Source organism: Kribbella sp. WER1, from assembly GCF_054189145.1.
The window spans coordinates 708578-730802 of sequence record NZ_CM135186.1; the positions used below are offsets into that span (position 1 = coordinate 708578).

At 68.9% G+C, this 22225-nt stretch carries 18 protein-coding genes, 7 tRNA genes and 2 pseudogenes; 11 read left to right on the plus strand and 16 right to left on the minus strand.

Annotated elements, in window-relative coordinates; translation table 11 throughout:
• Window positions 1-5: 5 nt before the first annotated feature.
• The 5 genes from ACXJJ3_RS03505 to ACXJJ3_RS03525 form a co-directional block, all read right to left on the minus strand.
• On the minus strand, window positions 6-1556 hold the full coding sequence (locus ACXJJ3_RS03505) for an AAA family ATPase (protein ID WP_458168453.1): 1551 nt from the start codon (window positions 1554-1556) through the stop codon (window positions 6-8).
• Window positions 1557-1760: 204 nt separating this feature from the next.
• Window positions 1761-2414, minus strand: coding sequence for a response regulator (locus ACXJJ3_RS03510; protein WP_458168454.1), 654 nt, complete (start codon window positions 2412-2414; stop codon window positions 1761-1763).
• Complete coding sequence (locus tag ACXJJ3_RS03515; RefSeq protein WP_458168456.1) at window positions 2411-3958, minus strand: sensor histidine kinase; 1548 nt, start codon at window positions 3956-3958, stop codon at window positions 2411-2413. Before ACXJJ3_RS03515 ends, ACXJJ3_RS03510 begins: the two co-directional genes overlap by 4 nt.
• Window positions 3959-3991: 33 nt before the next feature.
• A complete protein-coding gene (locus ACXJJ3_RS03520; RefSeq protein ID WP_458168457.1) occupies window positions 3992-5767 on the minus strand; it encodes a hypothetical protein in 1776 nt (591 codons plus the stop codon).
• On the minus strand, window positions 5764-6846 hold the full coding sequence (locus tag ACXJJ3_RS03525) for a GntR family transcriptional regulator (RefSeq protein WP_458168458.1): 1083 nt from the start codon (window positions 6844-6846) through the stop codon (window positions 5764-5766). The genes ACXJJ3_RS03520 and ACXJJ3_RS03525 overlap by 4 nt, the downstream gene beginning before the upstream one ends.
• 120 nt (window positions 6847-6966) lie before the next feature.
• On the opposite strand from ACXJJ3_RS03525, the gene ACXJJ3_RS03530 reads away from it, so the two are divergent.
• Window positions 6967-8430 (plus strand): ArnT family glycosyltransferase, encoded by a 1464-nt coding sequence (locus ACXJJ3_RS03530; protein WP_458168459.1) that lies wholly within the window; start codon window positions 6967-6969, stop codon window positions 8428-8430.
• On the opposite strand, the gene ACXJJ3_RS03535 is transcribed toward ACXJJ3_RS03530, so the two are convergent.
• On the minus strand, window positions 8427-9395 hold the full coding sequence (locus ACXJJ3_RS03535) for a zinc-binding dehydrogenase (RefSeq protein ID WP_458168460.1): 969 nt from the start codon (window positions 9393-9395) through the stop codon (window positions 8427-8429). The two genes, ACXJJ3_RS03530 and ACXJJ3_RS03535, sit on opposite strands and share 4 nt — an antisense overlap.
• A 97-nt stretch (window positions 9396-9492) precedes the next feature.
• On the opposite strand from ACXJJ3_RS03535, the gene ACXJJ3_RS03540 reads away from it, so the two are divergent.
• Window positions 9493-9990, plus strand: coding sequence for a GNAT family N-acetyltransferase (locus ACXJJ3_RS03540; protein WP_458168462.1), 498 nt, complete (start codon window positions 9493-9495; stop codon window positions 9988-9990).
• Window positions 9991-10431: 441 nt separating this feature from the next.
• Here ACXJJ3_RS03540 and ACXJJ3_RS03545 read toward each other — a convergent pair.
• From ACXJJ3_RS03545 to ACXJJ3_RS03555, 3 genes are all read right to left on the minus strand, one after another.
• Window positions 10432-10503 (minus strand) — tRNA-Val (locus ACXJJ3_RS03545).
• Window positions 10504-10538: 35 nt separating this feature from the next.
• Window positions 10539-10609 (minus strand) — tRNA-Cys (locus ACXJJ3_RS03550).
• 22 nt (window positions 10610-10631) lie between these two features.
• Window positions 10632-10704 (minus strand) — tRNA-Gly (locus ACXJJ3_RS03555).
• A 176-nt stretch (window positions 10705-10880) separates the two neighbouring features.
• On the opposite strand from ACXJJ3_RS03555, the gene ACXJJ3_RS03560 reads away from it, so the two are divergent.
• On the plus strand, window positions 10881-11699 hold the full coding sequence (locus ACXJJ3_RS03560; RefSeq protein WP_458168463.1) for an aminotransferase class IV: 819 nt from the start codon (window positions 10881-10883) through the stop codon (window positions 11697-11699).
• A gap of 111 nt (window positions 11700-11810) precedes the next feature.
• Here ACXJJ3_RS03560 and ACXJJ3_RS03565 read toward each other — a convergent pair whose 3' ends face one another.
• Window positions 11811-12377: a CGNR zinc finger domain-containing protein gene (locus ACXJJ3_RS03565; protein ID WP_458168464.1), complete on the minus strand. Its 567-nt coding sequence runs from the start codon at window positions 12375-12377 to the stop codon at window positions 11811-11813.
• 121 nt (window positions 12378-12498) lie between these two features.
• Between ACXJJ3_RS03565 and ACXJJ3_RS03570 the strand changes: the two genes are divergently transcribed.
• Window positions 12499-12570 (plus strand) — tRNA-Val (locus ACXJJ3_RS03570).
• A gap of 390 nt (window positions 12571-12960) precedes the next feature.
• Here the strand turns inward: ACXJJ3_RS03570 and ACXJJ3_RS03575 are convergent.
• The 3 genes from ACXJJ3_RS03575 to ACXJJ3_RS03585 are packed head-to-tail and all read right to left on the minus strand — an operon-like array spanning window position 12961 to window position 15153.
• Window positions 12961-13662: a hypothetical protein gene (locus tag ACXJJ3_RS03575; RefSeq protein WP_458168465.1), complete on the minus strand. Its 702-nt coding sequence runs from the start codon at window positions 13660-13662 to the stop codon at window positions 12961-12963.
• Window positions 13659-14126 (minus strand): hypothetical protein, encoded by a 468-nt coding sequence (locus tag ACXJJ3_RS03580; protein ID WP_458168466.1) that lies wholly within the window; start codon window positions 14124-14126, stop codon window positions 13659-13661. The genes ACXJJ3_RS03575 and ACXJJ3_RS03580 overlap by 4 nt, the downstream gene beginning before the upstream one ends.
• Window positions 14127-14157: 31 nt before the next feature.
• The gene (locus ACXJJ3_RS03585; protein ID WP_458168467.1) at window positions 14158-15153 is read right to left on the minus strand and encodes an SDR family NAD(P)-dependent oxidoreductase; all 996 of its coding nucleotides are present in this window, start codon (window positions 15151-15153) and stop codon (window positions 14158-14160) included.
• 71 nt (window positions 15154-15224) lie between these two features.
• Here ACXJJ3_RS03585 and ACXJJ3_RS03590 point away from each other — a divergent pair, with 71 nt between their 5' ends.
• Window positions 15225-16148: an AraC family transcriptional regulator gene (locus ACXJJ3_RS03590; RefSeq protein ID WP_458168469.1), complete on the plus strand. Its 924-nt coding sequence runs from the start codon at window positions 15225-15227 to the stop codon at window positions 16146-16148.
• Here the strand turns inward: ACXJJ3_RS03590 and ACXJJ3_RS03595 are convergent.
• Window positions 16130-16955: pseudogene (locus ACXJJ3_RS03595) on the minus strand (aldo/keto reductase). The gene ACXJJ3_RS03590 and the pseudogene ACXJJ3_RS03595 sit on opposite strands and share 19 nt — an antisense overlap.
• Here ACXJJ3_RS03595 and ACXJJ3_RS03600 point away from each other — a divergent pair.
• Both ACXJJ3_RS03600 and ACXJJ3_RS03605 read left to right on the plus strand, forming a co-directional pair.
• The gene (locus tag ACXJJ3_RS03600) at window positions 16843-18147 is read left to right on the plus strand and encodes a sensor histidine kinase (protein WP_458168470.1); all 1305 of its coding nucleotides are present in this window, start codon (window positions 16843-16845) and stop codon (window positions 18145-18147) included. The pseudogene ACXJJ3_RS03595 and the gene ACXJJ3_RS03600 overlap by 113 nt on opposite strands.
• 29 nt (window positions 18148-18176) lie before the next feature.
• A pseudogene (locus tag ACXJJ3_RS03605) lies at window positions 18177-18791 on the plus strand (response regulator); the annotation flags it as partial.
• 15 nt (window positions 18792-18806) lie between these two features.
• Here the strand turns inward: ACXJJ3_RS03605 and ACXJJ3_RS03610 are convergent.
• Both ACXJJ3_RS03610 and ACXJJ3_RS03615 read right to left on the minus strand, forming a co-directional pair.
• Window positions 18807-20198 carry an alpha/beta hydrolase gene (locus tag ACXJJ3_RS03610; RefSeq protein ID WP_458168471.1) on the minus strand — a complete coding sequence of 464 codons (1392 nt, stop codon included), beginning with the start codon at window positions 20196-20198 and terminating at the stop codon, window positions 18807-18809.
• Between the two features lie 182 nt (window positions 20199-20380).
• Window positions 20381-20821, minus strand: a complete 441-nt coding sequence (locus ACXJJ3_RS03615) for a pyridoxamine 5'-phosphate oxidase family protein (RefSeq protein ID WP_458168472.1) — start codon at window positions 20819-20821, stop codon at window positions 20381-20383.
• A 93-nt stretch (window positions 20822-20914) separates the two neighbouring features.
• Between ACXJJ3_RS03615 and ACXJJ3_RS03620 the strand changes: the two genes are divergently transcribed.
• From ACXJJ3_RS03620 to ACXJJ3_RS03635, 4 genes are all read left to right on the plus strand, one after another.
• Entirely contained in the window at window positions 20915-21787 is an 873-nt protein-coding gene (locus ACXJJ3_RS03620; RefSeq protein WP_458168473.1) for a sigma-70 family RNA polymerase sigma factor, read from the plus strand.
• Window positions 21788-21933: 146 nt separating this feature from the next.
• A tRNA-Gly gene (locus ACXJJ3_RS03625) sits at window positions 21934-22006 on the plus strand.
• A 22-nt stretch (window positions 22007-22028) separates the two neighbouring features.
• Window positions 22029-22099, plus strand: a tRNA-Cys gene (locus ACXJJ3_RS03630).
• Between the two features lie 12 nt (window positions 22100-22111).
• Window positions 22112-22183: transfer RNA gene (locus ACXJJ3_RS03635), tRNA-Val, on the plus strand.
• Window positions 22184-22225: the final 42 nt, after the last annotated feature.

The following is a 22225-nucleotide window of genomic DNA, read 5'->3' on the forward strand; positions in this document are numbered from 1 at the left end:
CCCGGTCAGCGGGGAGTATTGAGCGCGATCGTGATCTGCTCGGAGACCTTCGCGGCCAGCTCCAGAGCGGCGCGGCGAGTGGCCGGCTGCAGGGCGGAGTGGTCGAGCGGGCCTTCGGCGGCGATGTGCATGTCGGTCGGGATGTCGATCACCGCGGCCGCCCGGGACTCGAAGTACGGGCGGAGCTGCTTCTCGACGTCCTTGTTCACGTCGCCGGGACCGTTCGAGACCGCGATCACCGCGCGCCGGATCAGCCGCTGCGCCTCGGGGCCCTGGTTGTCGAGCTCCTCCAGCATCTGCACGGCCGCCGCGCAGGACAGGCTCTTCCACTTGATCGGGATGACGAGGGCGTCGGCCGCCTTCATCGCCTCGCGCCAGTTGCTGGAGCCCTCGTTGTTCCCGGTGTCGATCACGAGCACCTTGTAGAACCGGCTCAGCAGCCGGTGCACCTGGTCGAAGTCCTTGGCCTCGATCTGCGCGTACGTCGTGGTCGCCGACGTCAGCACGTCGTACTGACCGGACACCTGGTGCCGCAGGTACGCCGCGACGTCGCCGAGCCGGGCGTCCGGCTGGGTCAGCATCGGCATCGCCTGCAGCATGTCGGTGACCGTGGACCGCGAGTTCGTGTCGTGGGTCCGCAGGTGCATGTTGCCGCGCAGCTCGTTGTTGTCCCACGCCACGACGCCGCCGCCGCGGGCCTGGCCGAGCGCGCCGGACAGCAGCAGCGTGGTCGGCGTCTTGCCGGAGCCGCCCTTCGGGTTCGCGATCACGATCGTCACCGGCCGGCGGAAGGCGGTCGCGGCGGTCGCACGGGCGAGCCGCTCGGAGCGCTCCGTCGTACCGGGCCGCAGCTTCAGCATGCTCCGGACGCCGCGCTCGGCGGGGGCTTCCCGCGGCAGCGGCAGCGCCTGGATCAGGTCGTCGGTCCGGAAGGACAGGTTCTGCGGCGGCTGCTGGGCCTGCTGGCCGGGGATGCCCTGCGGGAAGAAGTGCTGCGCGGCCGGCGAGAGCGGCTGGCCGCCCTGACCCTGCTGAGGGGTCTGTGGCTGGCCTTGGGGCTGGCTCTGCGGCTGGCTCTGAGGTGCCGGCGGGAACTGCTGCGGGGTCTGCTCCTGGCCGGCGGTCTGGAACGAGCCGCCGCCGAACACCGGGGCGTCCTGGTGCGGCGCGGGGTCGTCGGCCGGGGCCTCGGGCTCCGGGTCGGTCTCGTCCTGCGGGTCGGGCTGGCTCCACGACGAGGCGGCGGAATCCGGCACCGGCTGGGTCCAGGACGGCGTGCTCGGTTGCGGCTGGGTCCACGGCGCCGGCTGGTCGACCGGCTGAGCGGTCTGGGCCGACTTGGCCGCCGGTCCGGACCAGGAGTCGCCCGGGAAGTCGTCGGACAGCGCGTCCGGCTGCTTCGCGGTCTCCTCGGCGGTGCCGGTGGTCTCCTCGACGGCCTCGCCGTCGGCCGGGTCCGGCTGGGTCCAGGAGGGGGTCGGCTGCCACATTCTCCGGACCTCGGCCGCCGCCGCTTCCCGGTCCTTGTGCTGTCCGGAGTTGTGCGAGTCGGTCACGACCTGGATCCCCGATTCTGTCAGAGGGGGCGGGTGGCCCCTGGAGCTTCGCTGGGTACGTACTTCGGTGGTCCGGAGGTGAGGTCTCCGGGAGGGTCCACTATCCCACGACCGAGTGTCCTCACCACGTCACCACCCGGAGCCGTTCGATGTCGGTTCCGCAACCAGTATCCAGGCGGGCCAAGAGCATGCGTCCCGGCCCGGTCAGCGGGTGACCAGGCCGGCCTCGTACGCCACGATCGCCGCCTGCACCCGGTTCTTCACGCCGAGCCGCTGCAGGATCGCGCTGACGTACGCCTTCACGGTCCCCTCGACCAGGTACAGCCGGCCCGCGATCTCGGCGTTCGACAGCCCCGCGCCGACCAGTCCGAGCACGTCCAGCTCTCGCGGGCTGAGCGCGCTGACCTGCTCCTTCGCGGCCGCCGCCCGGGTCATCGCGCCGCCGCTCAGCTCCTGGATGATCCGGTGCGCGACCTTCGGCGCGAGGTACGCCGCGCCGTCCGCGACCGCCTTCAGCCCCGCGATCAGCTCCCGCGGGTCACCCGACTTGAGCAGGAACCCGCTGGCCCCGTCGCCGAGCGCCCGCGCGATGTACGCGTCCTCGGAGAACGTGGTCAGGACGACGACCGCCGTCTCGGGCACGGTCCGCCGGATCTCGGCGCCCGCGGCCAGGCCGTCCATCCGCGGCATCCGGATGTCCAGTACGGCGACGTCCGGCCGGTGCCGGCGTACCGCTTCCACCGCCTCGACGCCGTCGGCCGCCTCCGCGACCACCTCGATCTCGTCGTCGGTGCCGAGGATCGCGCGGACCCCGGCCCGCACCATCGCCTCGTCGTCGGCGAGCAGCACCCTGATCATCGATTGCCTTCCGGGGTCGGTGGGACGGATCCGCTCTGCACGACGGCCTTCGCGACCAGCGCGCCGTCGGCGAAGCACAGGCGGTACACGTAGTTGCTGGAGAACGGAGCGGCCGGGCGGTAGTAGTGGCAGCTCCAGCCGGCAGGCGGGACGTAGCCCTGCGCCGGTGGGTCGATCATCTGCATCCGCGGCAGCACCTTCGCGACGTCCTGCTCGGACTGCCCGAGGGTGAGGCCGTCGTACTCCGCCGGTCGCAGGATCGCGCTGTACCCGGCGACCAGGTAGTAGCCGAGGGCAACCGCGCCGACGACGGCACCGAGCAGGACGGGTGCGGCGATCGCGGTGATCAGCCCGCGGCGGGCGCTCCGACGTACCGTTGCCCGTTCGACGGCGGCGGTCGGCGGACCGGGGCGGCCGCCGGCGCGCGGCATGGTGGCGGTGACGTCGAAACCGCCGCCTGGCCGTGGACCTGCGGTCAGCGAACCGCCGGCGAGGCGTACGCGTTCCCGCAGGCCGTCGAGCCCGCGGCCGCCTGACGGCGCAGTACTTGGCCGGTCGGCGCCCGTGTCTGCGACGCGGACTGTCACCTCGTTCTCGTGTGTGGTGACGCTGACCGCCACCATTGCGCCCGGCGCGTGTTTGCTGGCGTTGGTCAGCGACTCCTGGACGACGCGGTGCACTGCACGGTCGACCATTGGTGCGAGTGCGTCGTCCACTTGTTCGATCAGCTCCACCTTGAGACCTGATGCGGCGGCACGGTCCACCAGGGCGCGGACGGTCTCGTCGTGGGGCATGGTTGGAGCGTCTTGGTCCCGCAGTACGCCGACGATGTCGCCCAGGCGCTCCGTGGCGGTGGCGGCCGACTCGCGGAGCTCACCGGCGGCCAGGCGGTGCTTCTCCGGCAGGGATGGGTCCAGCTCCAGTGCTGCCGCACGGAGGGCGATCAGGCTCAGCTCGTGGCCGACGGAGTCGTGCATGTCCTCGGCAATCCGGGAGCGTTCGCGGAGGCGTTCCTGGTCGATCTCCATCTGTTGCTCGCGTTCGATCCGCTCGGCGCGCTCCCAGCCGGCTGTCGCGAGCAGGGCCTGCTGTGCGCGGTAACGGCCGATCAGCCAGGGCAGAACGACGAGTAGGAGGGCCATCAGGAGCGTCAACAGCCACGTCAGGACGGCTTCTGTCGGCTGGCCGAGCACCAACGCCAGTGCGAGCATCCCCAACAACGACAGTATGCACAGCAGGACGAAGTGTTTGAGCTGTGTCTCCCGGCGGCCTGCCAGGTAGCTCAGCAAGCTCACGGCCGGCACCAGTGCGATCTGTACGCCGTTCATCGAACCGAAAGCGACGGCCAGGATGACGATCTCGGTCGAAGCCACGGCTGCCAGCGCCAGCAGCGGCCATCGGCGTCGGGTGGCGACAGCCAGCGCGAGTACGGCGATGCAGCCCGCGCGGAACCAATACGGGTCGTTCCGCGCACCGCTCTCGCCGAGCACGAGGAAGCTCAACGCGGCCCACAGACCCACGTCCCCCAGGAGCCGCCACTTCATGCCGTAGACGCTACACAGTCGCAAGACCGCGCCCTACTGCCGAAAGTCAGCACTCCAGGAAGCCCCTGGCCCCAACAGCACGGTCTGCGGCTCCCCCAGGTCCACCACGAAGGTACGGGACGTGTCGGCAAGGTTCTGCAACGTGAAGCCGTCCTGCTTGTACTCATACCGCAGCTGGTACGCCGCCTGCCGCAACGTCACGCTCCCGTGGTCCACGAGCCGCGGTGCGATCAGCAGGTCCGCCTGCAGCGTCGGCCGGACTCCCAGGTACTCGTGCAGCAGGACCCAGGCGAAGACACACGGGTACTCGTAGTAGTGCGCAGCGCCGTGCCAGGGCTTGTCGTCCATGTAATAGACGTGGCCCATGTCGTACCGCTCGCCCATCACGTAGCTGTCAGCGGCCCCTTGCCGCGCGACCCTGTGCAACTGGTCGCGCAACATGCCGCCGTCCTCGCGCCACGACCAGTACGCCGCGTCCCAGCACCAGTAGCGCCCGGCCGCGCACAGGTCGTACGGGCCGCCGTCGCCGATCTCGTCGGGCGTGTAGTCGGCTATCCGCGCAGCCAGGAACGTCGGGAAGCGCTGGAACTCGTCCAGCTCGCTCCTGACCAGTTCGTGCACTCTCGCGGCCTGCTCGTCGTCGGCAGCGCCGAACATGACGGGTAATACGTTCGCCAACAGGTGGATGTGGTCGTGGGACTTGCCCGAGCGGTCCACCCAGTCGACGAAGCGGCCGTGCTCCGGGTCCCAGTAGCCGAGCGGGAGCGGCTGCTTGAGCGTCTGGGCCAGCTTGCGGGCGAGAGCGTCGTACCGTGCTGCCTGCTCCGTCCGGCCGAGCAGGACCTGCAGTTCCTTGAGCAGCTCGAAGGAGCGGACGGCGAGGGCGGCGGCCATCGTTTCGCGGCCGTCCTTGATCACCTGGTCCTCGTAGTACACGTCCGACCAGAGCCGGCCGAGCGGGTCGATGCAGTCGACGACACAGGACGCGGCGCCTTCGACGTCGTCGATGTGCTCCCGGAGCCAGTCGAGGTCCCTGGTGCGGGCGACGTACAGCCAGATGGACTCCAGTACCTCGACGTTTCCGGTGACCAGGAACATCACGGCGTTCGTCGTACCGTCGAGGCTGTTGCGGCGGACGTGGTACTCGCGGTCTCCGTCGGGCTGTACGGCGCACGGGTCCCGCCAGAGCTGCTGCGGGTCCTCCCGCATCAGCCGCAGCTGCAGCTCGATCATGCGGCGCACGACGCTCTGGTCGACGCTGCTCCCCCACGCGAGCCGGCCCTTGATCTGGAACTCGTGGTCGACGTCCGGGTAGGTCCCGACGTACTTGTCGGCCAGCGTGCTGATTACATAGCCGTCAGGGTCCGGGTAATCGCGAGCCCTGGTGCGCTCGACGACGCAGGGCAGCATCGTGCCCCAGTAGAACCCGGCCAACGCGTCCGCGAGCTCTTCGGCGCCGGGGAAGTCCAGGGTGAACTCGGCGCCCTCGACGTCCGCATGTGGACGCGCTGCGTGCTTCGTGACCGTTGCTGTCTCGGCTGCCACGGTCACTCGGCAGGAGTCGTCGGTCGGAGTGACGGTGATGGCTGCGTCCGCCGTGATCTGCCAGGCCGGTGCGTCGAGGTCTTGCGGGAGCACCCAGGCGGTGCCGGATCCTTGCAGCGTCTCGCCCGTGGTGTCCGAAGGGAGGACGTACTCGCCGTCCAGTACGAAGGCAGGACCGGGCGGGAACACCAGCGTCTGTGCGCCTTTGACAACCCAGCGGCGGTCATCGAGCTGCGCGGAAGCAGCGGGCGGCGACCAGGTCACGCCTGCCTGCTTTCGGCGTCGATCAGCTCGAACGGTACATACGACAGGCTCGGGACCTGCTCTCCCCGAAGCTGCGCGAGCAGGAGGTCGACGGCCTGGCGGCCCATCTCGGTCTGGTTCTGCTTCACGTGCAGGTACGGCGGCCCGCCGATGGAGTCGCCCGGTGAGTCGAAGCAGGCGACGACACGGTCCCCGCCGAGCACCCGGTCGACCATGCGCGCCAGGTTGTACTCGCACGCGAAGTACGCCGTCACTTCCGGCCGGCTGTCGCGGAACGCGCGGATCGTGTCCAGGTCCGCCCGTACGCTCTCCGCGCTCGTCGAACCGGGCAGGGTGCTCCGGAGGTCGGTCAGCTCGTACGGCCGGCCGCGGTCGCCGAACGCCGTACGGAAACCTTCCAGCCGGTCCTCGATGGAGGACGTGTTGACGGGCGGTGGCGACACGAACGCGATGTGCTCATGACCACGGTCCAGCAGCCGGGTGGTCAATGCACGCGCCGCGGCCACGTTGTCGGTCAGTACTGCGGACACCGGAATCCCTGACAGGTGACGGTCCACCAGCACGACCGGGAAGCCGTCCAGCACCTGCCGGAGCAGGCTGGCGTTGTAGAAGTCCCCGTGCACCGGGAACACGATCAGCCCGTCCACGGCGGCCACCAGCGAGTCAACGGCCTTCTCTTCATCGGTCTGACGCCCATGGGTACGCCGTACGACCAAGTGAGCGCCGTACTCCGCGCAGCGCTCCTCGATCGCGTTGAGCAGGTCCAGCCCGTACGCCTCGGACATGTCCGGGACGATCAGCGCGACCGACCGCGCCTCCCGCCGCTGCGCCGGCCGGAGCGGCACGGTCAGATCGGTCAGGTCAGGCAGCCGCCGTACGACGAACGTGCCCTTGCCACGGATCCGCTCCACCAGACCGGCCTCCCGCAGTACCTCCAGGGCACGCTTGGAGGTGATCCGGCTGACATCGAACTGCGCCGCCAACTCCATCTCCGACGGCACCCGGTCCCCCGGCCGGAGCGCGCCACGACGCAGCTGCTCCAGCACATGAGCGCAGATCCGCTCGTACAGCAGTGTCACGAAGTCGCCACCTCACCTGTCCTCTTGACATATCCAATCATCCCGCCAGAACTGTCGGTCGGCGTCCGCACCTCGGTTTCTGGACTGGTCGCGGCCCGCTCGGGCTGAAACGATTCCGCCATGACCCGCCCATCGGTGCCTATCTTCGCGGCGCGGCCCGTCGCCGCCGTCGCGGTCCTCGTCGGCGTCGTACTGACCGCGCTGTCCGGCCGCTACGGCTACCACCGCGACGAGCTCTACTTCCTGGTCGCCGGCCACCACCTCAGCTGGGGGTACGTCGACCAGCCGCCGCTGACGCCGTTCATCGCGCGAGCCTCGACCACGGTCTTCGGCGACACCGTGATGGGCCTGCGGGTGCTGTCGACGCTGAGCAGCGTCGCGACCATCATCGTGATCGCGTTGCTGGCCCGCGAGTTCGGCAGCGGGCGCCGCGGGCAGGTGCTGGCTGCCGTCTGCGCCGCGGTGTCCGGGTTCGTCCTCGGCGTCGGGCACATGGTGTCGACGGCGACGTACGACCTGCTGGCCTGGATGCTGATCGCGCTGTTCGCGGTGAAGCTGCTGCGCACGCGGGACGGCCGCTGGTGGCTGGCCCTCGGGCTCACGGCCGGGATCGCGTTGGAGAACAAGTACCTCGTGGTGCTGCCGATCGGTGCGCTGCTGGTGGCGCTGCTGATCGTCGGGCCCCGCAGCGTCCTTCGCTCCTGGTGGGTGCCGGCCGGCGTCGCCGTCGCGGGCCTCATCGCCTTGCCGAACGTGGTGTGGCAGTTCCAGAACGACTGGCCGCAGCTCAAGGTCGCGGGCGGGATCAGCGCCGACGACGGCACCGAGAACCGGATCATGTTCATCCCGCTGCAGATCCTGCAGCTGTCACCGTTCCTGGTGCCGGTGTGGGTGGCCGGGTTCCGCCGGATCTGGCGATCGTTGCCCTGGGCCCGTGCCGTCGCGCTGGCCTATCCGGTGCTGTGCGTCGCCGTACTCGCCGTCGGCGGGAAGTCGTACTACGCGCTGCCGCTGCTGCTCGTCCTGGTCGCGGCCGGGTCCGAGCCGACGTTGCGCTGGGTCTCCGAACGGCGCCGTTCGGCCGTCGTCACGCTGGTGCTGACCGCGCTGACGTCGGCGCTGTTCACGCTGCCGGTGCTGCCCGCGTCGGCGGCCGACCTCGTCATCCCGGTGAACAAGGAACAGGGCGAGCAGATCGGCTGGCCCGCGTTCACCGACGCCGTGGCTGCCGCCTGGCAGCAGGTGCCGGCCGATCGGCGGTCCACCGCGACGATCGTCACCGGCAACTACGGAGAGGCCGGGGCGCTCGTCCGGTACGGTCCCGCCCGCGGGCTGCCGATGCCGTACTCCGTCCACATGAGCTTCTGGGAATGGGCGCGACCGCCGGAGACCAGCACCGGGCCGGTCCTGCTGGTCGAGCTCGAACGGACGCCGATCTTCGAGAAGTACTTCCGCGACTGCCGGCAGGTCGGCACCGTGCACGGCATCGTGTCGAACGACGAGGACGGGACCGCGCTGGTGCTGTGCGCGGGTCCGGCCGAGCCGTGGTCGAGCTTGTGGCCGAAGATCCGGCAGTTCTACTAGGGCTTCAGCGCCAGCTTGCCGACCGTCGCGCGCGCCTCCAACGCGGCGAGAACCTTCGGGCCGTCGGCCAGGTCGTAGACGGTCGGAGTGCCCGGCGGGTAGACCCCTGCGTCGATCAGCCGCTGCAGTTCTTCGAGCGTCTCGGCGAAGAGCTCCGGCGCCTGCTGGATCGTGGTGGTCAGGTGCTGGCCGATGACGTGCACGGGGTGCTTGAAGTTCAGTTCCCAGTTGCTGATCGACGCCTCGCCACCTGCGGCCCCGATCACGACCACCTTCCCGGTCACCCGCCGCGCGACCTCGACGCTCTCGCGGAACGTCGTACCGGCCGACTCCAGTACGACGTCCACGCCACGGCCGGCGGTCAACCGCAGTACGTCCGCCACGAGATCCTGGCCGTCGAGCACATGATCCGCACCGAGCCGCCGTACGACGTCATGCTTGGCCGCGGAGGCGGCGGCGATAACGGTTGCGCCGTAGTACTTGGCGATCCGCACCGCCGCCTGCCCGACACCACCGGCCGCCGCGTGAATCAGCACGCTGTCCCCTGCCGTCACCCGCCCGAGCGACCGCAACGAGACCAGCGCCGTGGCCCAGTTGAGAACCAGCCCAAGCGCCTCCTCGTCACTCCACCCCTCCGGCACCGCGACAACACCATCCGCCACCATCACCACGTACTCCGCAAACGCCCCCGCCCCCGTGCCAACCACGTGCTCCCCCACCGCCACGCGGGTCACGCCACTCCCCCGCGCAACCACCTCACCCGCAGCCTCAAACCCAGCGATATACGGCACCCGAGGACCACCGTCGTACGTCCCCCGGCTCTGCATCACATCCGCAAAGTTCACTCCCGCAGCCCCCACCCGCACCAAAACCTCCCCCACCCCCACCGCAGGCACCTCCACTTCCACCACCCGAACCCCCGCAGGCCCCACCAACTCCCGCACCTCCAAAGCCCGCACAACCACCCCTCCTCAATTGTTTGACTTCGATCATACATATGTTCGCCCTCCATCGAACATAAATCCGATCGCCGTGGACGCCCCGCACAGCTAACGTCCCCGGATGGAGCTCACCACCCCGAGACTCACCCTCCGCTGGCCGATCGAGTCCGACTTCCAGATGCTCTGCGGACTCTGGACCGACGCCCGGGTAGCCCGCTTCATGGACGACTACGGTCCCCGAACCATCCCCGCCGTCCGGGAATGGCTGACCCGCCACACCAACGCCGCGAGCCAGGACGGCACCCACCTCCAGCTGATCCTCACCCACAACACCACCCCCGTCGGCTGGCTGGGCCTGGGCCAAAGCGACTCCCCCATAGCCGCCTGGAGCTTCGGCTACGCCATCCACCCCACCCACCGCTCCAACGGCTACGCCACCGAGGCCCTAACCGCAGCCCTCAGCTACTGCCACACAAAGCTGTCGATCCCCACCCTCTGGGGCGAATGCCACCCACCCAACACCGCCTCAGCCCACGTAATGCTCACAGCCGGCATGCAAGAACTCCCCCCAACCCCAACAAGCCGCCGCTTCCGCTACAGCCGAACCCACACCGAGTGAGCCGACCACCCCACCCCACGCCGGGCAGACAACCACTCAACCCGACCGGCCCGCGCGGGCGAACCACCCAGCCCGCCCCACACAGGTGAACCGATCGGCCAGCCACATACGCCGGTGAGCACAACCGCCGAACCCAACTCATTCAGCTGAGCCAACCGCCCCGCGCACCCCACGCCGGTGGAGCTACCCGCTCAACCCGACCCACACAGGTGAGCCGACCAACCCCACCCAACCCAAGCCGGGGAGCTAACCGCTCAACCCGACCCGCACAGGTGAGCCGACCACCAAACCCGACCCCAGCCGCCGAGCGGAGCGATGGCGTAGGGGGTGCGGGTGGCGGAGCCCCCGCTCGCGGCGAGCGCAGCGCTGCCGCACAAATGACGAAGGCGACGTGGTCAGCGAAGCAGAACGCTTCGCGACACACGTCGCCTATCGCCTTCGTGGACGATACTGGGATCGAACCAGTGACCTCTTCCGTGTCAGGGAAGCGCGCTACCGCTGCGCCAATCGTCCAAACCGAACACCCAGAAAAAAGACTGAGGTTCTCGAGGTGGAGACGGGATTCGAACCCGTGTACACGGCTTTGCAGGCCGTTGCCTCGCCTCTCGGCCACTCCACCACTGAGAGCCGAACCCTCTCCGAGCGGACGACCGGGTTCGAACCGGCGACCTCAACCTTGGCAAGGTTGCGCTCTACCAACTGAGCTACGTCCGCGCTGCGACCGGGTTTTTGCTTCCCCCGGCGCGAGAAGAACATTAGCCCATCTCCGCCCGAGTTCAAAAACGGGGGTCCCCAGGACGTCGACGTACGGTCATCAACTGCTCACCTTCGCGGGCCTGCGCGGCGCCTGATCACCTGCGCACTAAGGTGTTCCGCGGAAGGAGCACCACATGCGTATCTGGCTCAACGGCGCCCTGCTCGACGACGCGGCGACGGTCTCGCCGCTGGACCACGGGCTGACCACCGGTGACGGCGTCTTCGAGACGATCAAGATCGAGGACGGCAGGCCGTTCGCGGTACGCCGGCACCTGGACCGGCTGGTCCGCTCCGCGGTCGGCCTGGGCCTGCCGACGCCCGACGTACCCGCGATCGAGGCCGGCATCGACGCGGTCGTCGCGGCCGATCCGGGCATCCCGTTCGGCCGCCTGCGGATCACCTACACCGGCGGCGTCTCCCCACTCTCCTCGGACCGCGGCACCGCCGGCCCGACGACCCTGGTCGCGACCCAGGAGATCAAGCGCCCGGCCGCGACGTCCGCGATCGTCACGGTCCCGTGGGTCCGCAACGAGCGCAGCGCGGTCGCCGGCCTGAAGACCACGTCGTACGCCGAGAACGTCCGCGCGCTCGCCTACGCGAAGGAGCGCGGCGGCAGCGAGGCGATCTTCGCGAACACGGTCGGCGACCTGTGCGAGGGCACCGGATCGAACATCTTCTGCGTGTACGACGGCGAGCTGGTCACGCCGACGCTCGCGTCCGGCGCACTGGCCGGGGTGACGCGGGCGCTGGTGCTGGAGTGGTTCGGCGGCGTCGAGCGCGACGTACCGCTGGCGAAGCTGTCCGAGGCCGAGGAGATCTTCCTCACATCGACAACGCGTGACGTCCAGGCGATCCAGCGTGTCGACGACCGCGACCTGCCCGCGCCCGGCGTCGTCACGGCCCAGGTCGCGAAGATCTTCGCGGAGCGATCGGCGCAGGACCTCAACCCGTGAGCTAGGGCCGTACGGCGGTCCGCCAGGCCATCACAATCGCGCAGCTCCCGCTACTCCCCGCGGAGCACAAGCCGGCCGCGCCGATTGTGATGGCGTGGGGATCCGCGACTGCTACTCCCCCGAGGCCTTGCGGCGTTCGCGGTACGCCGCGACGTGCAGGCGGTTGCCGCACGTGCGCGCGTCGCAGTACCGCTTCGAACGGTTCCGGGAGAGGTCGATCAGGGCGTCGTCGCAATCCGGGGCCTCGCAGCGGCGGAGGCGTTCGCGTTCACCCGCCGAGATCACCTGGGCCAGCGCGATCCCGCACTCCACCGTGATCCGGCAGGCCAGCGACGCGCCCGCGCGGGAGTAGTGGATGTGCCACGGATGACCGTCGTGGTTCGTGAGCCGCGGAGTCGACGTACCGCGGGCGATGATCGCGTTGATCATCGTCGCCGCCGACGCGTCGGAATCGGTCGTGAACACGGGCGCGAACAGCGGTCGCAGATCACGGACCTCGGTCAGGTCCTTGTCCGTCAACGAGTCGACCGCGCTGAACTCCCGTTCCTGGACGAACTTCTCCAACTCCTCAAGAGTCTCCAGCGAATCGACCTGGCTGTTCGGTCCGGGCAGGGTGTTGACGAGCCGGACCAGCGTCCCGAGCGCCTGCTCGGTGTCGTGCGAGAAAGTCACAATCACGTCTCCAACGCGACGGGATCTCCGTCCTGACCCAAGAGTAGCCCGGCCCGATTAGATCGGCGCCTCATCATGCGCTATGGTTTCACCCGCAACACCACATCAGAAACACCAGCACCACGCTGGGCGATTGGCGCAGTGGTAGCGCGCTTCGTTCACACCGAAGAGGTCACTGGTTCGAACCCAGTATCGCCCACGACAGTCGATAGGCGACGTGTGTCGCAAAGCGTTTCGCTTTGCTGACCGCGTCGCCTGTCGTCGTTTTGTGCGGCAGCGCTTCGCTCGCCGCGAGCGGGGGCTCCGCCACCCGCACCCCCTTGCGCCTTCGCTTCGCTCGGCGGCTTGGGCTGGGTTTCGCTGTCGGCTCACCAGCTGGGTTGGGTTTCGCTCTCAGCTCACATGTTTGGGTTGGGCTCGGCGCGTCGCTCACCAGCCGAGGTTCGGGGCAGTCCCCGCCGTCAGCACATCAGCTGAAGTTGGGCTCGGCGCGGCACTCACCAGCCGAGGCTGGGATTCGCCGTTGGTTTGCCGGCGCGTGTTGGGGCTGCGGCTCGGGTTGTGTACGACGTTCTCGTGCGTTGGTTGGTTAGGCGGTTGTGTGGTGGGTTGGGGACAGGAGGGGCTTGTCGGGTGGGAGGGCGTCTGCGGGGGCTTCTACTTGGGCTGTGCAGGTTGGGGTGCCGCATTCGCAGTCGAAGGTTAGGGCTGCGGTCGGGTTGCGGGTGCGGGCTTGGGTTGCCAGTTGGGTGTTGCCTTGGCGGATCAGGGATTGGCGGGCGGGGGTGTCGGGGGCGGGGTGGGTGAGGTAGGGGGCGAAGTGTTGTTCTACGGCGGCGAGGGTTTGGGCGACTGATTGGTTGTCTACTTGGATGGCTGTTGCGTTTGTGGCTTCGAGTTGGTCTTGGATCAGTTGCCAGCCCCAGATCATGCCGTCCAGGGGAATGTCGGGGTTTCGGTGGCGGAGTCTGGTGAGTTGTTCGGGTTTGGTGGGCATCAGCCAGAGAGCGTTGGGGCCCGTGCCGGCTACGGCGGGGGTGACGAAGGCGCCTTCCACGATGACGGAGGCTTTGGTGGGGAGCGTCTGCAGGTCTTCGAGGATCATCGGGCGGCGGTCGAAGGTGCCGGGGCCGGTGGTGGGGTCGTGGAGGCCGGCGGCGGCTGCTCGCTCTTCGTGGAGGAAGGCGTGGGCGTCGACGCTGTACCAGACGTAGCCGTGCTTGCGGGCGAACAAACGGCTGATGGTGGTCTTGCCGGAGGCGGCGGGGCCGCCGAGCCACAGGGTTGTCATCGGGCCTCCTCGGGGAAGACGTACGGGAACAGCTCGTCGGGGATCAGGACCGAACGGTTGATGCCAGTCGATTGCCACGCTGCCGGCAGTTCTGGGAAGGGCGTGCGTGGACCATTGCCGAGGTGGCCTTCCAGCGCGAAGGCGACGGGACCGGTCGCCGCGGGGCGGACGTCGGTGCCGGCGCCGTTGAGCAGCTCGACGAGGGCGGCGTACACGTCGTCCGGGAGGCTGCCGTCGACGACATCGCACCAGACCTTGGCCTGACCGCCGGGTTTCAGCCCGACGCCCAGGAACAGCCCGAGCGAGCCGAAGGCCCCGGAATAGTCACTGAAGTACTCCGTGCACGTCCACGTCAAAGTCTTGATGTACGCCGCCAACTCGGCCGTCCCGGACGGCAGGCGTTCCTCGAGTACTGCGTCGGGCTGGTAGAGCCGGGCCGAGCCCAGCTGGAAGTACGCCGTCATGCGCCGGACCATAACCGCCCGTCGGCTCAGCTCAGTGCTTGACGAGTTCCTCGCTCAACGCCCACAGCCGTACGGCGGATTCCGGGTCGACCGCGTGCGGCACCACATCGGACCGGACGTCGGGGTCGCGGAAGTCCGTGTCGCCGACGGTGTCGAGCGGCGACACCTCGTTGTCCTTCAGGTACGTCCCGCCGTGCCCCTCGAGCAGCGGGCTCGTCGCGCCGAACACCGCCGTACTCGCGCCCTGCGCCGCCGTCTTCCGTTCGCGGGCCGGGTCCACGATCTGATTGCCGTCGGCATCGGTCAGGCCCATCGCGTGGTGCGCCTCGGCCGACAGCCACGGCGTCCGGGTCTCCCCCGCCTCCAGGTACGGGCCGAGGCTCGTGGTGATGACGATGCCGGGATGCGCGGCGAACGCGTGGATCCCGTACTGCGACCACCGCCGCTCCAGCTCCACCGCGAACAGCACGTTCGCCGTCTTCGACTGCCCGTACGCGCGCAGCGGGTCGTAGTCGTGGCCGAAATGCGGGTCGTCCCAACGAATGTCGGACAGCCGGTGCCCGCCGGACGTGACGTTCACGATCCGCGCGCCGTGCGCCGCCTGCAGCGCGGGCAGCAGGCCGAGCGTCAGCTGGAAGTGCCCCAGATGGTTCGTCGCGAACTGCGACTCGTACCCGCGGGCGTCCCGGTGCAGCGGGCCCGCCATGATGCCGGCGTTGTTGATCAGGATGTGCAGCGGCTGCCCGGTCGCGAGGTACCGCTCGACGAACGCGTCGATCGACTTCGGGTCGAGCAGGTCCAGCCGGCTCGCGTCCACGCCGTCGACGGCCTCGACCGTGTCGGGGTTGCGGACGGCGACGGTGACGTGGGCGCCGGCCTTGCGCAGTGCGCGGGTCATCTCGAGGCCGAGGCCGCGGTGGCCGCCGGTGACGATCGCGTTCTTGCCGGTCAGGTCGATGCCCTGGAGTACGTCGTCGGCGGTCGAGGCGGCGCTGAATCCGGTACCGATGAGCTGTTGTCTGGTCATGCCTCCACTCTGCGACGGGAGCGGCGTACGATGAATAAGTATCCGTTCATGTTTTCTTCGCGAGAGTACAGATGACCGATCAGTTGTCCGAGGTGTTCGAGCTCGTCGAGGTGCGCGGGCTGGTCTCCGGCGGTTTCGTCGTCCAGGGGCCGTGGGTCTCGCGCGCGACGTTGCAGGAGACGTTCAAGTTCATCGCGATGGTCGGCGGGCGGGCGCGGTTGGTTGCCGACGGGGTCGACGGGCCGATCGAGCTGTTGCCGGGCGACGTCGCGATCCTCAACAACCGCACCCGGCTGGAGCTGTCCGGCGGGTCGGGCGACGGTCCGGTCCGCGAGGTCGTGCCGGTCGAGACCGGGTTCGACCTGATGGACCTCGACTGGGACCGCAACGACATCGTCATCGGCGGCCGCATCGACCTGAACGAGGCCGGGCGGACGCTCCTCGGCGAGGCACTGCCGCCGGTCGCGCACGTGCAGTCCTCCCCCAGCGCCGGCGCGAACCTCCGCGGCAGCCTGCACCGGCTGTTCGCCGAGGTCAGTAGCCGGCGGATCGGCTCGACGTTCGCGATCCGCCAGCACGCGCAGCTGGTCCTGCTCGAGGTCCTCCGCACGTACGTCGAGCAGGCCGAGCTTCCACCGGGCTGGCTGCGGGTACTGACCGACGAACGTCTCCGCCCCGCGCTGACGCTGATGCACTCCCAGCCGGACACCCTCTGGGGCCTCAACGAGCTCGCGCATGCGGCCGCCATGTCGCGTACCGCGTTCGCCGAGCGCTTCCGTGCCGTCGCAGGCATGCCGCCCCGTGCGTACCTGAACCGCTGGCGCATGATGCTCGCCCAACGCGCCCTACGCAACGGCGACGCCAGCGTTGGGTCACTCGCCACCGACCTGGGCTACGCCTCCGAGAGCGCGTTCAGCACGGCGTTCAAACGCGAGGTAGGCGAGTCGCCGCTGCGCTACCGCGTCAACGCCCGCGCTCAGGCCTTGTCCAAGTGAGCCACCAGCTCACCGTCCAGCCGAAGCTCGACCGCAGCGAGCGCCTCCTCCAGTTGGGCCACTGACGACACCCCCACGAGCGGTACGACGCCGTGGTGCAACAGCCACGCGAGTACTACCTGGTTGACGGTCACGCCCAGCTCCCCCGCGACGTGGCGGATCGCCTCGAACCGCATGTACGCCGTGGGATGTGCGTAGCCACGCTGCGCCGAGAAAGGCCGGTCAGGACGTGCGTACGACCCCGTGAGCAGCGGCTGGTACGCCACGAGCGTCACGTCCGGATTCTCCGCCAGGTAGTCGAAGTGCTCGGTTCCTGCATGCTGGAAGTGCGGTGTACCGCGTCGTAGGACTCCTTGCAGCGCGGGCGGATTCGGCCAGAGGTACGTCGAGTGCTGCTGGATCACGGAGTACTGCGCGACCCCCTGTGCGGCCGCTGTCTGCCGAGCACGGTCGAACCGCCAGGTAGCCGTGTTGCTGCAACCGATGCGCTCCACGACCCCGTCTGCCGCCAACTGCCCAAAAGCCGCGACGGTCTTGCAACGGAGTGTCTCCTGGATCGCCTGGCACGGTTGTCCGCGCGCCACACTTCGTGGCGATCACCAGGTCGTCGCGGTCGGAGCGGGTGCGGAGCCAACGCCCGAGTAGTTCCTCGCTCTCCCCGCCGTGGCCGACCCATTGGTTGTAGTTGTTCGACGTGTCGATGAACGTGCCGCCGGCGTCGACGAAGCGGTCCAGGATCGCGGTCGCGGTGGCGGGCGGTGTCGACGTGCCGAAGTTCATCGCTCCCAAGCACAAGTCAGTGACCATGCGTTCCACCTTGCCTTTTCGACCGTGCTCTAGGTCAAGAGGTGCCTATAGTTGCGGCGTGCTGGCTGAGCGGGTCGAGGGGTACTTGCGGTCGCATCGGGTGGCTGTGGACGGCGTGGCTGCTGGTTTGCTTCTTGTGGTGGTCTTTGTCGTCGGGTGGGCGGTGCGGGCGCCTGGGGTGTATTTCGCGTTCTCTGGCTTGCTGGTGGCGCCGTTGGCGGTACGGCGGCGTTGGCCGGCGGTGTGTCTTGCGGCTGTTGCTTTGGTGGGGTTGGTGCAGTGGTTGAGCGTGCGCGACAGCGTTAGCGCGGTGCCTGCTGATGTCGCGGTGCCGATCGCGGTGCATGCGGCTGCGGCGTACGGGCCGGCTTGGCTAGGGCGGGTTGGGCTTGGTGGTGGGCTGGTGGGTGCTGTTTTGGGCGGGCTGGCCTGGCCGCGGTTGTTGGACACTGCGGCGGCGCATTTGGTGATCGGGGCGTTGCTGGCGAGCACCGTGGTCGCTGCTTGGGCTGTTGGGTCGCTTCAGCGGGTACGGCGGGTGCAGGGCGAGCGGGAGCGCGAGTACGCCGTACTCGCGGAGCGCACGCGGATCGCGCGGGAGATGCACGACGTCGTCGCGCACTCCCTGGCCGTCGTCATCGCCCAGGCCGACGGTGGGCGCTATGCCGCCGGCCACCCGCCGACGGACCCGGCGATCACCGCACTCACAACCATCGGCCAGCACGCCCGCCAAGCTCTCGCCGAAACCCGCCAGACCCTCGGTATCCTCCGCTCCGCTAACCAGCCCACCGCGCCGGCGCCTGGGCTGGATGAGCTGGACGGGCTGATCGAGGAGGTTCGGGCCGGTGGTCAGAGTGTTGAGGCGACGATCGGGGCACCGTCGCGCGCGGTGGATCCTGCGCTCGGGCTGGCCGTTTACCGAATCGTCCAGGAAGGGCTCACGAATGTGATGAAGCATGCCGGACCCCAGGCACACGCGGAGGTGACGGTCCGCTGGACGCCGGACCACGTCGAGATCACCGTCGCCGACGATGGGCCGGGCCCGGCTGGGCCGCCGGGCCGCGGGCTGATCGGCGCGGGCGGGTTCGGGTTGGTTGGGATTGGCGAGCGGGTTGCGGTGTACGGCGGGACGGTTGGGCTACGGGCCCGGGACGGAGGTGGGTCGTTGCTTACGGCTACGATTCCGGCGTGATCCGGGTGGTGCTGGCCGAGGACCAGGAGATGGTCCGGGCCGGGCTGCGGATGGTGATCGACTCGCAGGCGGATCTGACCGTTGTCGGCGAGGCGGGTGACGGGCTGGCGGCGGTCGAGCAGGTGCTGCGGTTGCGGCCCGACGTCGTCGTGATGGACGTACGGATGCCGAAGCTCGACGGGATCGCGGCGACCGCGCGGATCGGGCCGGACCCCGCCGTACTGATGCTGACCACCTACGACCTCGACGAGTACGTCCTGGCCGCCGTCCGTGCCGGAGCGAGCGGATTCCTGCTGAAGGACGCGCCGCCTGAGGACATGCTGTCCGCGATCAGAACCGTCCACGCCGGCGACGCCGTACTGGCGGCGTCGACGACCCGGCGGCTGCTGGACCAACTGCTCGCACGGGTCGAGCCGGCCGTGGATCCAGCAGCCGCCGAAGCCGTCGACGGGCTGACCGCACGTGAGCGAGAGGTTCTGGTAGCGATCGCCCGCGGCTGGTCGAACGCAGAAATCGCCGAACGCCTCACCGTGTCGTCAGGAACCGTGAAAACACATGTAAGCAGCGTGCTGTCCAAGCTAGGCCTCCGCGACCGCGTACAAGCGGTCGTCTTCGCCTACGAGGCAGGACTGGTCCGCCCGGGCTTCAAGCAGGACACGTCACGCCGACGGCAGCCGCCCACTCGACAGGTAGTCGTCAGCAACGGCGTCTACGCACGCCGAGGCGCCGTACACGCCGTGCTGGTAGCTGTCCTGCAGCGTGACCATGCGGGAGCCACGAAGCGCGCGGTACATGGCCAACTGGCCGGTGTACGGCAGCACGGGGTCGCCGGAGGCGCTAAGAATGAGCGCCTGGTGGCTGTTGTCGACAACAGTCGGCTGCTCGACCGGTGTGGTCGGCCAGAACGCACATGGGTTGATATCCCGGGCCAGCGGACCGTAGAGCGGCTCAGCAGCCCGATGGCTGACGATGTCGCGGTAATAGGTCTCCGGGTCGCGCGACGTGGTCCGGTCGGCGCACTGGTTCGCGACGTTGGCGCTGAAGCTGAACTCCGGCACCACCTCGGTCAGGTCGTACAGCTGGAAGCGCTGCTCCTGCGCCGGGGTCGGCGTGACCACCTTCCCGGCGGCAGCGTCCCGCAGTACGCGCACCTGCGCGCTGAACTCGGCGTACGACGCGTCGGTGTCGTCAACCGTCAGCAACAGGCCAGGAAGCATGGCCTGCGTCACCTGGTGCGGGCCGACCCGCAAAGGTGTGGCTGCCGCGATCCGGTCGATCGTTGCGAGTACGGCGGACCTGGTTGCGCCCAGGCCGGCGTTGTGACGCGCAGCCCAGCCGGCCCAGTCCGCCAGCGCTGCTGCATCGGCAGGAGCGGTCTCCCGCGTCCAGTTCGGCCCATAGCTGTCCGGAGCGTGCGAGCTGTCCAATACGACCCGGTCCGCGTGCGGCCCGAACAACTGGAGGTACACGGCGCCCAGGTACGTCCCATACGAGACCCCGAAGTACGAGAGCCGCTGCACGCCCAGGCGCGAGCGGACCTGGTCGAGGTCACGGGCGATGTTCCGCGTCGACGCGTACGGCAACAGGTCCTTGTACGGCGCACACCGGGCGGCCAGGTCCCGCGCGATCGCCGTACTCGTCTGGAAGTCCTTCCGGGTCGGGCTGCCGTACTGCACGCTCCGCAGGTACTCGTTGGTCGGATACCCGCACTCCAACGGGGTACTGCGCCCGAAGAATCGCGGGTCGACGCCCACCACGTCGTACTTCGCCGCCAGGGCCGGGTTCTTGTCCAGGAACCATGTGATGCCCTGCCGCGACGCCTCGGGACCGCCCACGTTCACGACGAGCGTGCCCTGCTTGTGCGCGGTGTCCGTAGCGGTCCGCCGAGCGATCGCGAGCGTGATCGATCGCCCGTTGGGGTTGCGGTAGTCCAACGGGACCTGCAGTTCGGCGCACTCCGCGCCGGCCGCGTCCAAACTCGCACCGACCTCGTCGTCCGGACCCGTACTGCAGCCGTGCCACGTGAGCTGCTCGGTAGGTCCGGTCAACACACCGGAAACCATGGACAGTGCGGCAACAACCGTGCCAATGATGCGCATTCTCGCCTCCTGCGTCAGGGAATGACGCCGGAAGCGTAGGTACGACGGACTCCTCGCCTCATCGGTGCAAAGACGGAACTTCGCGCACCGATCTCTGCCGCACGACAGAGACGCGCATCAGTCGCAGGACAGAGTCAGACCAGCCAACGACCGTCCTCCATCAGCACGCGCTCCTTCAGCTCGTTCACCTCACGCCAGGCCTGGATCTTGGCCGGCGTCACCCGGAAGAACGGGTAGTTCGGCAACGGCCGCGGATCGAAGCCGGCCTTCGCCGCGAACGCCGCGCCCTCGGCGTCGGTCGCCTCCGACACCATGACCGTGCCGGTCACGTGGATCACGTCACGTACCGCGCCCAGCGTCAACTGCACTTGCGGGTTCGCCAGGAAGTTCCGGGCCGTCGGATTCGTCCGCGTCGTCGACAGCAGCAACGTCCCGTCGCTCCACAGGAACGACAGCGGCATCAGGTACGGCGCACCGTCGAGCGCCGCCGTCGACACCCAGGCGTCGACGTCCTTGTCCAGGCGGTCCAGGGTGTCCTGCTTGCGGACCGCCGCTGGGCGGGCTGCTGCCGTCATCGCGTACTCCTCTGTCACATGTCGTCCTCGGGCTCCGTCAATCGGGGTGACGGCGCTGGGCCGGACAGTGTGACAGGTGAGAGGTTGGCAGACATGACCGGGGACGACTGGCTGGCGACACGGTTCGAGGAGAACCGCGACCGGCTGCGCGCCGTCGCATACCGGATCCTCGGGTCCGAGCCGGAGGCCGAGGACGCGGTCCAGGAGACCTGGATCCGGCTCAGCCGCAGCGACACCGACGCGATCGACAACCTCGGCGGGTGGCTCACCACGGTCGTCGGGCGGATCTGCCTGGACATGCTGCGGACCCGGCGCGGTCGTCCGGAGCTCCCGGTCGGCGACCACTCCCCCGTGCTCGCGGACGACGGCGTACCGGATCCGGAGCTGGCGGCGATCCAGGCGGACTCGGTCGGGCTCGCGCTGCTCGTCGTCCTCGAAACGCTGTCGCCGGCCGAGCGGCTGGCGTTCGTCCTGCACGACCTGTTCGCCGTACCGTTCGAGGACATCGCGCCGATCATCCGGAAGTCTCCGGCCGCGGCCCGGCAGATCGCGAGCCGCGCACGCCGGCGGGTCCGCGGTACGCCGGAACCGACAGGCGTCGACGTACTGCGGCAGAAGGAAGTCGTGAACGCATTCCTGACCGCGGCGCGAGAGGCGGACTTCACCGCACTGCTCGACGTCCTGGATCCCGAGGTTGTCGTGCGTGGGGACGCGACCGCGGCATCGTACGGGTCCACGATGGCGCCGTTGTCCGGGGCGGCCGAGGTCGCGGAGGCGTTCAGCGGGCGGGCGCGGGCAGCGAAGCTCGTGCTCGTCGACGGAATGCCCGGACTGGTGTGGATGCAGCGCGGCGAACCGGTGATTGTGTTCTCTTTCACGATGGTCGACGGGCGTGTCGCGGTGATCGACCTCCGGGGCGATCCGGAGTACCTCGAAAGCGTCGATCTCGTGACCTTGCGGGCCTGAACCGACGGCGTGGCGAGTGGACAGCGCGGGCGTGAATTGTGCGCCTGCCGATGCATCGTGAAAGCGCGCGGAATCCGGTTTTTGCGGACGCGAAAAGTGCGCTACTGTTCTGCTCTCGCAGGGAGCGGAAACGCTCGAAGCGAAGCGCGGACGTAGCTCAGTTGGTAGAGCGCAACCTTGCCAAGGTTGAGGTCGCCGGTTCGAACCCGGTCGTCCGCTCGGAGAGGGTTCGGCTCTCAGTGGTGGAGTGGCCGAGAGGCGAGGCAACGGCCTGCAAAGCCGTGTACACGGGTTCGAATCCCGTCTCCACCTCGTACAGCGCTTGGACGATTGGCGCAGCGGTAGCGCGCTTCCCTGACACGGAAGAGGTCACTGGTTCGATCCCAGTATCGTCCACGAAAGACAGGCGACGTGCGTCGCGCACTCCGGTGCGCCGAC

Coding starts and splice junctions, on each gene's coding strand:
- ACXJJ3_RS03510 (WP_458168454.1), bottom strand. CDS start 2,414: ATGATCAGGGTGCTGCTCGCCGACGACGAGGCGATGGTGCGGGCCGGG.
- ACXJJ3_RS03515 (WP_458168456.1), bottom strand. CDS start 3,958: ATGAAGTGGCGGCTCCTGGGGGACGTGGGTCTGTGGGCCGCGTTGAGC.
- ACXJJ3_RS03530 (WP_458168459.1), top strand. CDS start 6,967: ATGACCCGCCCATCGGTGCCTATCTTCGCGGCGCGGCCCGTCGCCGCC.
- ACXJJ3_RS03540 (WP_458168462.1), top strand. CDS start 9,493: ATGGAGCTCACCACCCCGAGACTCACCCTCCGCTGGCCGATCGAGTCC.
- ACXJJ3_RS03560 (WP_458168463.1), top strand. CDS start 10,881: ATGCGTATCTGGCTCAACGGCGCCCTGCTCGACGACGCGGCGACGGTC.
- ACXJJ3_RS03575 (WP_458168465.1), bottom strand. CDS start 13,662: ATGACAACCCTGTGGCTCGGCGGCCCCGCCGCCTCCGGCAAGACCACC.
- ACXJJ3_RS03580 (WP_458168466.1), bottom strand. CDS start 14,126: ATGACGGCGTACTTCCAGCTGGGCTCGGCCCGGCTCTACCAGCCCGAC.
- ACXJJ3_RS03585 (WP_458168467.1), bottom strand. CDS start 15,153: ATGACCAGACAACAGCTCATCGGTACCGGATTCAGCGCCGCCTCGACC.
- ACXJJ3_RS03590 (WP_458168469.1), top strand. CDS start 15,225: ATGACCGATCAGTTGTCCGAGGTGTTCGAGCTCGTCGAGGTGCGCGGG.
- ACXJJ3_RS03615 (WP_458168472.1), bottom strand. CDS start 20,821: ATGACGGCAGCAGCCCGCCCAGCGGCGGTCCGCAAGCAGGACACCCTG.
- ACXJJ3_RS03620 (WP_458168473.1), top strand. CDS start 20,915: ATGACCGGGGACGACTGGCTGGCGACACGGTTCGAGGAGAACCGCGAC.